The sequence below is a fragment of the Polaribacter sp. HaHaR_3_91 genome (assembly GCF_019278525.1).
Taxonomy (GTDB): Bacteria; Bacteroidota; Bacteroidia; order Flavobacteriales; family Flavobacteriaceae; genus Polaribacter.
In genome coordinates this window covers 508,463-521,484 of sequence record NZ_CP058986.1, presented here as the reverse complement: position 1 = coordinate 521,484, position 13,022 = coordinate 508,463, and the positions used below count along the sequence as shown (strand labels likewise).

9 protein-coding genes are annotated in these 13,022 nt (G+C 31.5%); 4 read left to right on the top strand and 5 right to left on the bottom strand.

What is annotated here, in order from left to right; genetic code table 11:
- From H0I27_RS02165 to H0I27_RS02155, 3 genes are all read right to left on the bottom strand, one after another.
- Positions 1–504 carry a hypothetical protein gene (locus H0I27_RS02165; protein ID WP_218732295.1) on the bottom strand — a complete coding sequence of 168 codons (504 nt, stop codon included), beginning with the start codon at positions 502–504 and terminating at the stop codon, positions 1–3.
- A gap of 194 nt (positions 505–698) precedes the next feature.
- Positions 699–2,195 (bottom strand): SusD/RagB family nutrient-binding outer membrane lipoprotein, encoded by a 1,497-nt coding sequence (locus tag H0I27_RS02160; protein ID WP_218732294.1) that lies wholly within the window; start codon positions 2,193–2,195, stop codon positions 699–701.
- Positions 2,196–2,206: 11 nt separating this feature from the next.
- The gene (locus H0I27_RS02155) at positions 2,207–5,395 is read right to left on the bottom strand and encodes a SusC/RagA family TonB-linked outer membrane protein (RefSeq protein WP_218732293.1); all 3,189 of its coding nucleotides are present in this window, start codon (positions 5,393–5,395) and stop codon (positions 2,207–2,209) included.
- Positions 5,396–5,771: 376 nt separating this feature from the next.
- On the opposite strand from H0I27_RS02155, the gene H0I27_RS02150 reads away from it, so the two are divergent.
- Together H0I27_RS02150 and H0I27_RS02145 are read left to right on the top strand one after the other, a co-directional pair.
- Positions 5,772–6,521 carry a DeoR/GlpR family DNA-binding transcription regulator gene (locus tag H0I27_RS02150; RefSeq protein ID WP_218732292.1) on the top strand — a complete coding sequence of 250 codons (750 nt, stop codon included), beginning with the start codon at positions 5,772–5,774 and terminating at the stop codon, positions 6,519–6,521.
- A gap of 51 nt (positions 6,522–6,572) precedes the next feature.
- Complete coding sequence (locus tag H0I27_RS02145; protein ID WP_218732291.1) at positions 6,573–8,195, top strand: glycoside hydrolase family 10 protein; 1,623 nt, start codon at positions 6,573–6,575, stop codon at positions 8,193–8,195.
- 16 nt (positions 8,196–8,211) lie between these two features.
- Here H0I27_RS02145 and H0I27_RS02140 read toward each other — a convergent pair whose 3' ends face one another.
- A complete protein-coding gene (locus H0I27_RS02140) occupies positions 8,212–9,474 on the bottom strand; it encodes a glycosyltransferase (RefSeq protein ID WP_254713129.1) in 1,263 nt (420 codons plus the stop codon).
- A gap of 162 nt (positions 9,475–9,636) precedes the next feature.
- On the opposite strand from H0I27_RS02140, the gene lpdA reads away from it, so the two are divergent.
- The gene (gene lpdA / locus H0I27_RS02135; protein ID WP_218732290.1) at positions 9,637–11,037 is read left to right on the top strand and encodes a dihydrolipoyl dehydrogenase; all 1,401 of its coding nucleotides are present in this window, start codon (positions 9,637–9,639) and stop codon (positions 11,035–11,037) included.
- A 39-nt stretch (positions 11,038–11,076) separates the two neighbouring features.
- On the opposite strand, the gene H0I27_RS02130 is transcribed toward lpdA, so the two are convergent.
- Entirely contained in the window at positions 11,077–11,685 is a 609-nt protein-coding gene (locus H0I27_RS02130; protein WP_218732289.1) for a DUF4230 domain-containing protein, read from the bottom strand.
- 101 nt (positions 11,686–11,786) lie between these two features.
- Here H0I27_RS02130 and H0I27_RS02125 point away from each other — a divergent pair, with 101 nt between their 5' ends.
- Positions 11,787–13,010 (top strand): acyloxyacyl hydrolase, encoded by a 1,224-nt coding sequence (locus H0I27_RS02125; RefSeq protein WP_218732288.1) that lies wholly within the window; start codon positions 11,787–11,789, stop codon positions 13,008–13,010.
- Positions 13,011–13,022: the final 12 nt, after the last annotated feature.

Below are 13,022 nucleotides of genomic sequence, written 5' to 3'. Positions count from 1 at the left end.
TTATTTTTCAAATGTGTATATTCTAAATATCACTTCACTTTTTGTTATTTTACTTGATTTAAATTGGACTTTTTGTACCGAAGTTTTTAAATTTTGTGGCGAAAAGACTTTACGGTTTGGATTTTCGACATGATCATTTTCTTTAAGTTCTACCCAATCAGACCAAGCATCATTTTCTAGAGTTTTATAAAAAACTGTATAATCATCATTATATTTAGAATACGCTGAAAGCATAGCTCCTGATGTTGTTGATAAATCAACCTCTACAGGTTTTCCTATTATATTTTTTTGATCATCTTCCTTTGAAAAAGTTTGATCAATAACAAAAACATTGTCTTCTTTGACAATGGAAACTTCATTGTTGTTCGGTGTAGTTTGTGTAGTAACCTTCGGCTGAACCTCCACGTTACTCTCCTCCACTTGTTTCTTAGAATTATCTTTACAATTACTAAGTAAAAGTAAAAGGATAATAAAGTAAGGTATTATTGATTTATGATTTTTCATATGTATACAATCTTAATTCTTATCCTCTTAAATAGTTATATATTAAAAAATTAGTTTTCCTATATTTGACTTCAAATTAAATTCTTTAAAATAAGGAGTGAGAATCGACTTTCATACCATCTCACCCCTTACTAATTCAAAAAAAATAAAAAAAACAAACATTAAATTAATTAGTTGGGGGACTCGCTTTATAATTAATTTTTATCCCACCACATTCTTGTGGTTAAAAGATCTCCTCCTTGTACAGCTATTGCAGCTTCAACATTGGTCGAATTATTTAATTTTTCGGATGCTGGATAAGGAAGTCTTCTAGGAATTTCTCCATTGGTAAGCGTTGCTGCTACATTTGCAGGAACTAATTCTGGATAGCCTGATCTTTTCCAGTTAGAAAAAGTTTCTAAACCATTACCAAAAGTAGCTACCCAATATTGCTCATTTATCATTTTTAAAGCTTGCGTTGGCACAAACGGATTAGCACTTAAATAATCATTTATTTGAGTAGTTGTAATATCTGCAGCACTTCCATACATAGATAAATATTGCATTGCCGCTGTTACACCTGCATTATAGTGCGTTTCTACATTTGATGATCCTCCAGCTAAACCCCAACGTTCTGCAGATTCTGCCAACATAAACTCTACTTCTGCATACGTTTGAAAGAAAAATGGAGCATCATAAATTACAGTTCCAGAACCTCCAAAAATGTTAATATTTGGTTTAGAGTTTGCTTCACCCCTTGTTTCATCGTTGATATCTTGTCCAAATTGTAATGCAAAATCAGTATTTCCATCAACTGTAGATGCTAAAACAGAAACTCTTGGGTCGTTTCTTGTTTTCATAAAATCCATAAAAGTTTTAGAAATCTTAACTTGTGTGGATGCTCTAGAAGTAAAACCTTTTGTTAATGGGTTTACGTTTGGTCCTCCATCATTTGCAGAGTTTTCATATTGAATATATGCAATATCCTCATTGCTTGTCATTACACCTCCATCAATTGCTTTGGTTGCCCAAGATTTAGCAGCAGCTTCATCTACTTTTACCATTCGAAGTGCTAAACGTAACATTAATGAATTTGCAAACTTATTCCATTTTGCAACATCACCCGAAAACATTAAATCTGCAGAACCAAAAGAACTTGTTCCGCCAGCACTTAAAGTTGCGGTTGCACTCTCTAAAGACAATAACATGTCTGCATAAATAGCACTTTGCTGATCATATTTAGGAAAACGAATTCCTTCTAAAAAACCTTTACCAGCTTCACTGTAAGGAATATCTCCATACACATCTGTAATTCTACTAAAAATTAATACTTTTTGCACTTTAGTAATTGCCAAATCCATAGTTGCAGTTGGCTCTGTACTTAACTCTAATTGCGCTTCTAAATCTGCAATATTTTTTACCGTAGTACTAAATTGCTCTTCAAATAACCAATGTGTATTTCCTTCTTTATATAAAAATGATGCATACGACGTATTGTTTAAATGTTGTACGTTTTGCATTAAGTGAATTATATTCCAAAATAAATAGGCTACATAACTGCTACCACCTGTATATATTTGAACATAAGTGAATTTTGTAGAAGGATCTAATTGTACTGGTTTTGTTGGATTTACATTAAGTTCTTCGAAACCATCGTCACAAGCACTTAAAGTAAACATTATAATTATGAATGAAATAAATATTTTTTTCATGATCTGTTTTTTTAAAATTTAACATTTATTGCGAATCCATAACTTCTAGTTGATGGTGTTCCGAATCTTTCTATACCCTGAGAGTTTAAATTGTTTAATGAAGCTTCTGGATCTACATTATCTATTTTTTTAGAAATATAAAATAGGTTTCTTCCTATTAAAGAAAGCCTTACATCACTTACAAAAATATTTTCTAACGTTTTTTTCGGGAAACTATAAGCTACACTTAATTCTCTAAATTTTATAAAATCTGTACTATAAACAAACTCTTCTGAAATACCAGAGTTTTCTTCACCAATAAAACCATAATAAGTTCTTAAGTTTTCTGGCGCTACTGTCATTGTAAATGGGTTTCCTGTCGCATCATCTATACCAGATACCACTAAACCATCTTCTCTACCTTCTAATGTTTTTTCATGCAAACCTCGCATCATTAACTCTCTGTTAGTACCAGAATGAACACTTCCGCCAAACTTAGCATCAATTAAAAAGTTTAATGAAAAGTCTTTGTATTTAAAAGAGTTAGAAAAACCTAAAGTATATGGTGCAACACCTTGTCCTAAAATTTTATTTTCTCCCTGAATTGGTTTCGGAATAGAACCTGTTGTATTGTACATGATGTTACCATCAGCATCTCTTTTGTATGAAGAACCCCAAATTACACCATAATTTTCACCAACTATATGAGAAATAATTGCTGTTCTAGAACGCGTCTGGCTACCATCAACATTAATAGCAGTATCCTCATCATCTGTGTGAACGATTTCACTGTCATTATATCCAAAATTAAAAGAAGTGTACCATGAAAAATCTTCAGTTTTAATTGGAGTACCACCTATTAAAAATTCAAACCCTTTATTTTGAAGTTCTCCAATATTAAGAATTGACGATGTAAAACCAGATGATTGAGATGCAGAAGCACTTACAATATCATTGGTAGTTTGATTTTGATAATAAGCAACATCTAAATTTAAACGATTCTGAAAGAAACGTCCGTCAAAACCTACTTCAAATTCATTCTTCTGAAAAGGAACTAAGTTAGGATTAGGAATAGAATTACCATTTAACTGCCCGAAAGATTGTCCTTGAAAAGAACCTGTAATTGCATAATCTAAATTTAAACTATATGCATTACTGGCTCCACCGGCAACTTGTGCGTAACTTGCTCTAAATTTAGCATAATTAACCTGTTCTGGTAAATCAAACAATTCGTTTAATAACAAACTCTGACTTAGAGACCAGTAAAAGCCATTATTTGGAGTTGTTTTCCCAGGAAAAGATAGTGTAGAGAACCAATCATTTCTTCCTGTAAATGTTAAGTAAAAATACTTATCATAACTTACTTCAAAAGACCCATAAAGTGAATTTGTTTTTGTTTTTGAATATCCAAAAGTTGGCTCTGGTAAAGTTGTATTATTAATATCTTCTAAACCTTCTACAATAAAACCTCTACCCAATGCACTTAAAGATTCGAATGATGATGTTCTTGTATTTGCTCCGATAATTGAGCTTGTAGAAATTTTTTCTGTTAAAGCTTTATCAATACCTAACATTAAGTCTCCATTAAACAATGTATACGTAGATTTTGCTTGCGTCATTTCACCTGCTGGTCTGTATGCTGTTCCGAAAGGTGTTACTCTTCTTCTACTTAAATCATACGTATCTATACCTGCACGACCTGTTACATATAACCAATCATTAAAATCATATTTTAAAGATGTAGATGCTGTAAACCTATTTTTTTTATCATCATTATTAAAAGCATCTGTTGCCCAATATGGGTTAGAAATAAACTGACTTGGTTGAAATAACAGCTCTGTACCTTCCTCATTAAAGCCTGGTTGTAAGTCTGTAATATTTAAACTGCTTGGCAATACATACGCTACTGTATTAGCATTCCCTGGTGTATCACCAATATTAATACGATTATGTACTTTTTCAATAACATATTTAGCATTAACTGTAGATGTTAATTTAGGTGTAATATTTGCAGAAGCATTTAATGACATTGACTTTCTATTTAAAGTCGTATTCGGAAAAATATCATCATTATCTAAATTAGAAAAAGACAAACGATAATTATATTCCTCTCCTCCTTTTGATAATGCTACTGTGTTTATAACTGTAGAACCTACGTTATAAAATTTATCTAGGTTATTTCCTGTATTAGAATAAGGTCTTTTAGTACCATCCCAATTATAAACCATTGAGCCATCTAATTTATCTCCCCAAGATTGTAAAGAACTTACAAAAGAATCATCAATTGCATTGGCTATATTAGAAATTTCAACTGGCTGACCACTACCATCATACTCATAACCTGGTCTTAATCTATTATTCCCTTGTCCGTAAGTAGTTTGAAAATTTTGTAAATCAGTATTAATTTTATCAAAAGTAAAAGAACTAGAAAGCTCTACGCCCATTCTTTTTTGACCTTTTCCTGATTTTGTAGTAATCATAATAACCCCGTTAGATGCTAAAGAACCGTAAAGTGCGGCAGCAGAACTTCCTTTTAAAACGGAAACACTTTCAATATCATCTGGGTTTAATGAAGAAATATCATCTCCTCCATCTCCTGTTCCATCATTGGTTGCACCAACTACAGAACCGTTTGTATTGTTAATAATAGGAATTCCGTCAATTACATATAAAGGTTGGTTGTTTCCTGTTAACGAACTTGCTCCACGAATAATTACCCTACTAGACCCAGCAGCTCCTCCACTACCTGCAGAAATATTTACACCAGCAACTCTACCTTGTAAAGAATTAACAGCACTTGTGCTTTTTACTGCAGACATATCTTCTCCACCAACTTCCGTTAAAGAATACCCTAAAGATTTCGCCGCTCTTTTAATACCAAGTGCGGTAACCACAATCTCATCTAAACCAGTAGCATCTGCTTCTAACTCTGCGTTTATAACTTGATTTTCTCCAGTTAAGGTTATTGTAACCGTTTTATAACCAAGATAACTAAAGGCAATTGTTTTTCCTTTTAAATCTTCAGCCTTAATAGAATAATTCCCATCAAAGTCGGTAACACTCCCCTTATTAATTTGACTAATAAAAACGCTAACTTCCGGCAACGGTATTTCACTGCCTTTCTCTGTAACAACTCCCGAAATAGTCTTTAATTGAGCAAATGTACTTTGCACAATCAAAAACACTATCAAGGACAATGTTAGTTTGTAATTTTTTTTCATCTAGTTTAAATTTGAATTATTTAAGGTAAAGATATAAAAAAAACAAAAAACTGCAAGTTAATTGCATGAATTTGCAATATTTAATAAAATTATTCGAAAAATTAAATATTTCAAGAAAAAAACACGCATCCATTGCGATTTTAAGAATTATCAAAAATTACTAAATAAGCACAAAATCAACCAAATACAACAATAAATGAATGTATCACTAAGGAAAATGAACAAAACTTGCTTCATTTAACATTAATTGAAAATTAGTTAATTTTTGCGTTTTTAATTACAAAAACGCAAAAAAACGGCAAAAAAAATCTTTTTAAACAAAAAGCATTTGCAAAATGGTTAAATAAAATCTTACTTTTGAAAAAATCATTTTTTTATGAAAAAGAAAGAGAGACAGCAGAAAGTAGTAGATGAAGTAAGTATTAACAGACAGGTAAGTTCTACTTTTTTGGCTGAAAAACTAAATGTTTCAGAAGACACTATTAGAAGAGATATAAAGGAATTAGACAAGAAAGGTCTACTAACCAAAGTACATGGAGGAGCAATTTCTACCATGCAAAAACTCTACCATTACAATGAAGATGTAATCTACAAAAGAGAAGAAAAAGTTATTATTGCTAAGAAAGCAATTACTTTAGTAGAAGACGGAATGGTTATTATAATGAGTGGAGGTACTACAAATTTGATGTTAGCAAAATTATTTCCAAAAAATTTAAAAGCAACCATTTATACATATAGCTTACCAATTGCTATGCAATTGGCAGAACACGCAACTATTGAAACTATTTTTATTGGTGGTAGAATACAAAGAAACTCGATGGTAACAACTGGTATAGATGTAATTCAATATTTATCTAACATTACTGCAAACCTTTGCTTTATAGGCGTAAGTGCTTTTAATGCAGAACAAGGAATTACAGGTGAAGGATACGAGGTTGCCTTGGTTAAAAAAGCAATGATTGATTCTTCTGAACGCAATGTGTACTTATCTACTTCCAACAAACTAAATATCAGACTAAATTATGATATTTGCCCACTTAAAGAAATTGATATTGCCATTACAGATTTAGAACTAGATGACCCTATATTAAAACCCTATATTGACTCTGGCTTAGTTTTAATGTAATATTCATTAAGAAAAAAAGGAGCGATTATTAGAATAAACACAACAACATCAATGAAAATGCTTTTTTATAAAAACACCAAATCAATATATATTATTGCTTTATTTACTTTACTATTTATTAGTTGTAGTAAAAAAATTTATAATAAAGATGTAAAAAAAGGCAATGAAACTCAAAAAAGCATTGAAATTGACAAAAATGTTGAAACTGAAAATAACATTGAAGTAAAAAAAATTATTGACCTAAAAAAAAGGGTAGTTCCTGCTCCAGAAAGAGAATTCAGAGCTGCTTGGATTGCTAGTGTCGCTAACATAAACTGGCCAAGTAAACGAGATCTTTCTAGCAAACAACAAAAAGAGGAAGCTATTAAATTATTAGACCTTCTCCATAAAAATAATTTTAACGCCGTTGTATTACAAGTTAGACCACAGGCAGATGCCATGTATAAAAGCGACCTAGAACCTTGGTCTTATTTTTTAACAGGAACGCAAGGTAAAGCACCTTCTCCATATTATGATCCTTTAGAATTTTGGATTAAAGAAGCGCATAAAAGAGGACTAGAATTACATGCCTGGTTAAACCCTTATAGAGCGCACCACACCACCGGAGGCGAAGTAACAGCAGCTTCTATTGTTAACAAACAACCAGAATTAGCTGTAAAACTAGAAACTGGTTTTTACTGGCTAGATCCGGGAAATAAAAAAACGCAAAACCATAGTTACAAAGTTGTTATGGATATTGTTGAAAGATATAATGTAGACGGAATTCATTTTGATGATTATTTTTACCCATACCCTTCTTACAACAACAATAAAGATTTTCCTGATGATAAAAGCTGGAAAACATACTTAAACACTGGTGGAAAATTAAAAAGAGATGATTGGAGACGAGACAATGTAAACCAATTCGTTAAAAGTATTTACACAAACATAAAAGAAACAAAACCTAACGTAAAATTCGGAATTAGTCCATTTGGATTTTGGAGACCTAATTATCCTGCATCAGTAACTGCTGGTTTTGACCAATATAGCGAGCTATATGCAGATGCAAAACTTTGGCTAAACGAAGGTTGGATAGATTATTTTACACCGCAATTGTATTGGCCAATTAATAGAATGGATGTTAGTTTTCCTGTTTTATTAAATTGGTGGATAGGAGAAAACACCAAAGAAAGACACCTTTGGCCAGGAATGAGTATTGGTAGACAAAAAGGAGAAGAAGCCATAGACGAAGTCATCAATCAAATTATGATAACCCGAGGAATGACCTCAAAATCTCCAGGAACCGTGCATTGGAGCATTGCGCCTCTAGTTGATTCACCTGAACTTACGGAAGCAATTTTTAATGGTCCTTATAAAAAGCAAGCATTAACACCTAGTTATCCTTGGTTAAGCACAACAGCACCTGAAGCTCCAACTGTAAATTACTCTAAAGATAAAGACAATTTATCGGTAACTTGGGCACATAAACATATTGATAAAATTGCCAATTGGGTAGTGTATTACAAATACAACTCTAAATGGGATTATAGTATTCATGGTAATTTTACCAATTCACAAAACATACCTTTAGTTAAGGTTGATAATAAAAATTCAAGAAGCAACTTAAAAGCTATTGCAATAACCGCTGTTGATAAATTTGGAAACGAGAGTATTGTAAAGGAAATTAAATTATAGAAATTAAAACAAATTACTAAATACTATTCTTAGCTTCAATCCATTTACTCATGTATTTTGTAGCTTGTAACGTTTGATGTTGCAATAAATTCCCTAAAAAATTCTGAGTTCTGTGTTGTTCTAAATTTTCTTGAATTTCTTTTATTTGATTGATAAAAAGCACACCTAACTTCTCTTTATCATATATTTCATTGATAATTTCAGCTCCTGTTAATTGATGACTTTTCCACATATTTTTATTTCTATATAGTTCTGCGGAAATCAATGCAAAATCAGAAAAATCATTTTCTACAAAACCATTCCAAGGAAATCTATCACACATTCCTTCTGCTCCAATTTCTGTAGTTACGCTTGGCGTTCCACAAATCATGGCTTCGGTCAGTTTTCCTTTTATTCCTGCTCCAAAACGTAACGGAGCTAAAACAACTCTCGCATTTCTCACTACTTCTTTAGCGTCTTCTGCAAAGCCTTTTACTATAAAACCTTCTTTTTTATTATGTAATTGATTTATTTGTTGATTCGCATACGCTCCATAAATATGAACTTCTGCTTTTGGAAGTTGCTCTCTAATTTCACTCCAAATTTCTGTTTTCAAAGTTAAAACAGCGTCCACATTTGGTTTGTGAAAGAAATTACCAATAAACACAAAATTTGCTCTTTCATCAAAAGACTTCCATTTTCCTTGTTGATTTTCATCAATCCTATCTAATAAAAAAGGTAGATAATACAAGATTTTTTCATCAACCTTAAAAACAGATTTTAATAAATCCATTTCATACGTAGAGATAATCAAACTCATGTCGCAACGTAAAATAGAGGCTATTTCTCTTTTTGCATCATCAGATTTTAATAATGCTTCTGTTGTAAATTCTTCTCCTTTTTTTAATTGTTGATGACGTGTTTTTCGTAGAAAATGTAAATCTTCCGTATCTAAAATCCGAATTGCATTCGGGCAATTTTCCGCAACGCGCCAACCAAATTGTTCTTCCATCATAAAACGATCGAACATGACAATTGTTGGTTGTAACTCTTTTATAAAATCATCAAAAGAAGCATTGTTTAATTCAATAGAAACTTCATCAATTCCTAAAGAATTTAAACTTGTAGCTTTTTCACTTTTTTGCGCAGGAGAAGCAAAAGTTATTTTAAAATTATGTTTTAAAAACTGCTCAATTAATTGCATCATTCTACTTCCGGCAGCAGAAGAGTTTGGCTCAACCCAAACGTAACCAATAATTAAAACATTTTGTATTGTCAATTCTTTCAAATCATTTTTCATTTAAAACCCTTTTCTTTTTAAAACTTATTTAGCTAAAATTTAAGAAATTCAGATTGGTAAAACTACTTATTTCTTACTTTATTCTATGAAAATATATGTATTTTTGTTCATCAATATAAGAAACAAAGCGAAAGGTTACACTTTACGCAAAAAAACGCAATCATGAAATACGATATTATTGTAATTGGATCTGGTCCTGGAGGATACATTTCTGCAGTTAGAGCATCTCAATTAGGTAAAAAAGTAGCAATTATTGAAAAATATTCAACTTTAGGAGGAACTTGTTTAAATGTTGGATGTATTCCATCTAAAGCATTATTAGATTCTTCTCATCATTATTATGATGCTGTTAACCATTTTGACGAACATGGAATTTCTGTTGAAAACCCTACGTTTGATTTTGGTAAAATGGTAGAAAGAAAAGCCAAAGTTGTAGAAACAACTACCGGAGGAATCACATATTTAATGGACAAAAACAATGTTGATGTTTTTGAAGGTTTAGGTTCTTTTGAAGATGCAACACATGTAAAGATTACTAAAAATGATGGTTCTTCAGAAATAATTGAAGGAACTAATATTATTATTGCAACAGGTTCTAAACCGTCTACTTTACCATTTATTTCTTTAGACAAAGAGCGTGTAATTACTTCTACCGAAGCTTTAAAATTACCTGAAGTACCAAAACATTTAATTGTAATTGGTGGAGGAGTTATTGGTTTAGAGTTAGGTACGGTTTACAAACGTTTGGGAGCAGATGTTACTGTTGTAGAATATGCGCCAAAAATTACGCCAACTATGGATGCTGATGTTTCTAAAGAACTTACAAAAGTTTTAAAGAAACAAGGTATTAAGTTTGCTGTAAGTCATGGTGTTACTTCTGTAGAAAGAAATGGTGATGAAGTTACCGTAAAAGCAAATAACAAAAAAGGTGAAGAAGTTACTTTTACTGGAGATTATTGTTTGGTTGCTGTTGGTAGAAAAGCATATACAGAAGGCTTAGGTTTAGAAAAAATTGGTGTAGAAGTTAACGAGCGTGGTCAAGTTACTACAAACGATCATTTACAAACAAATGTTTCTAATATTTACGCAATTGGTGATGTAGTTAAAGGAGCAATGTTAGCTCACAAGGCAGAAGAAGAAGGTGTTGTTGTAGCTGAATATTTAGCTGGCGAGAAACCACATATCGATTATAATTTAATTCCTGGTATTGTGTACACTTGGCCAGAAGTTGCTGCTGTTGGTAAAACAGAACAAGAATTAAAAGATGCAAAAGTAGATTACAAAGTTGGTAAATTCTCTATGAGAGCTTTAGGTAGGTCTCGTGCAAGTGGAGATATAGATGGTTTTGTAAAAGTTATTGCAGATAAAAATACAGATGAAATTTTAGGAGTTCACATGGTTGGTGCACGTGTTGCAGATTTAATTATGGAAGCTGCAGTTGCAATGGAATACAGAGCATCGGCAGAAGACTTAGCAAGAATTTGTCATGGTCACCCAACATATTCTGAAGCGGTAAAAGAAGCTGCTAAAGCTGCTTGGGACGGAAAGCCTTTAAATGCTTAATCAGTAAAAATATATAATTTTAAAAATCTCGAAATACATTTATTTCGAGATTTTTTTTTGCGCTTCATTTTCTTCTAAAGCTGTATAATCTAGTTTCCACCCAATGGTTTCTACAATATTCTCCATTAATAAAATAGCTTCTAAAGCTTCTTTATTTGCCAATTTTATTAAATTACTTTCTGGTATTTTATTCAATACGTGTTCTTTTGCGTCTTTATTTAAACTGGTAAAATCTTCTGTACCAAACTTATTTAAATAACCATTTTTTATGTCGTAAAACTTAATATCACACTCAATAGAAACCACTTCTGGCTGCGGAAAATTTGACAAAACAATTTCCTTTTTTTCTGTATTAGCTGCTAATTTAATTTTTCTAAAATCGAACCCAATGTGTGCTTTTGCCTGAATTAAAACAATCGCTTTCTTTTTACTACTGAATCCCCAAAAGTTTTCTTTGGTATTTTCATGATGATAAATTTCAGAAAAATCTCCTTCTACAGTAATCAATTTAGACACTTTCTTTATTTTATCCAATAAAATAACAGATTGCTTTTCTACTAAATCCTTTTTCTTTGATACTGAAAATCGTTTCGATATTAGGTAGGAAACCCCTAAACCAATAACCAATCCTAAAATAATTAATTCCATAATGTAAATATACTACCAAAAAATAAATCTAATAATATACTTCTTAAAAATAGCTTCTTTCCCAATCCTTTTCTTTTTAAAAAGTTGTCTATTTTTATAACATGAAAAAAAATATGCTGTTAATTTCTTTTTTTATGATTATCTCTAATCTAAATAGTCAAGAAAGTAAAACTCCAAAAACACAACCTTCTAAATTTTTGTCAAACTTTTATTACAGTGTAAATTTTGGTGGTATTTTTTATCCTTTTTCTAATGACAATTTAATTGAAGGCTATAAAACAGAAACCTTCAGTAAAAACTATTTTTCAGGAAAATTAGGTTTTGGGTATAAAATAAAAGAAAACCTAGCATTACAATTTGGAGTTATTAGACCTGCTTCTTGGTTTAAATATGATAATGTAAATAATATTGGTTATTACAGAAGTGTGTGGATTAATGCCTGGTATTTATCACTCAAAAAAAACATCAACCTAACTAAAAAACTATCCTTTTTTGGAGAAGTTGGCGCTGCAAATGTTACAAGAAGTGGTTTTTCTATTGAAGATAAAGTAATTTATGATGATGCTCATTTTGGAAGCTTACTCTATGGTTTTGGATTCAATTACCAATTAAATGACCGGTGGAAACTAGCCTTAAACGGAACCTTTTTTCCAAAATCAGACAAACACAATCAACCATCTATTTCACAAGCCTCTGTTGGGTTTGAATACCATATTCAAAAAATACCTGAAGAGTTGGCTCTAGCATACGAAAATGATGAAAGGTATTTCTTTCCAAAAAATATTTTACAAGTAAGTTACGGAACCAGTAAAATTGGTTTTGGTGCAAACCAATTTTTCGGAATGAGCTTAAAAGTTGGTAATTTCGAAAGTTTCGGAATTCCGGTTTTTTGGGTTGGTGATGTAAAAGCAGAAAACTCATTTTCTATAACCTACCAAAGACTTGCCTTTAGAACACAAAAACTTTTTTCTCTAGATTGGGGTGTTAGTGTTACCGCTTTTAACACAGAAGCCACCAATACAAATGTGTTTGCGTTTTCCATTTTTCCTACTATGCGTTTTTACTTAATGCGAAGAGATGGTTTTGATATGTACACCAATTACTCGTTAATTGGCCCCACTTATTTAACAAAAAGTAACATAGATAATTTAGAAACAGGACCAAAAATTACGTATCAAGATACGATGGGTTTAGGCGTTTTCTTCGGAGAAAAAAGAGCTTACAACGCAGAACTTAGAATTATGCATTACTCTAACGGAAATATTTTTACTAAAAATTCAGGTGTTGCAATTCCTATCCAATTTACAATTGGAAAAACATTTTAATGCCAACATCAA

What these genes read in the sequence shown, in the direction of transcription:
- H0I27_RS02165 (WP_218732295.1), bottom strand. Translation starts at nt 504, where the DNA reads ATGAAAAATCATAAATCAATAATACCTTACTTTATTATCCTTTTACTT.
- H0I27_RS02160 (WP_218732294.1), bottom strand. Translation starts at nt 2,195, where the DNA reads ATGAAAAAAATATTTATTTCATTCATAATTATAATGTTTACTTTAAGT.
- H0I27_RS02155 (WP_218732293.1), bottom strand. Translation starts at nt 5,395, where the DNA reads ATGAAAAAAAATTACAAACTAACATTGTCCTTGATAGTGTTTTTGATT.
- H0I27_RS02150 (WP_218732292.1), top strand. Translation starts at nt 5,772, where the DNA reads ATGAAAAAGAAAGAGAGACAGCAGAAAGTAGTAGATGAAGTAAGTATT.
- H0I27_RS02145 (WP_218732291.1), top strand. Translation starts at nt 6,573, where the DNA reads ATGAAAATGCTTTTTTATAAAAACACCAAATCAATATATATTATTGCT.
- H0I27_RS02140 (WP_254713129.1), bottom strand. Translation starts at nt 9,474, where the DNA reads ATGAAAAATGATTTGAAAGAATTGACAATACAAAATGTTTTAATTATT.
- lpdA (WP_218732290.1), top strand. Translation starts at nt 9,637, where the DNA reads ATGAAATACGATATTATTGTAATTGGATCTGGTCCTGGAGGATACATT.
- H0I27_RS02130 (WP_218732289.1), bottom strand. Translation starts at nt 11,685, where the DNA reads ATGGAATTAATTATTTTAGGATTGGTTATTGGTTTAGGGGTTTCCTAC.
- H0I27_RS02125 (WP_218732288.1), top strand. Translation starts at nt 11,787, where the DNA reads ATGAAAAAAAATATGCTGTTAATTTCTTTTTTTATGATTATCTCTAAT.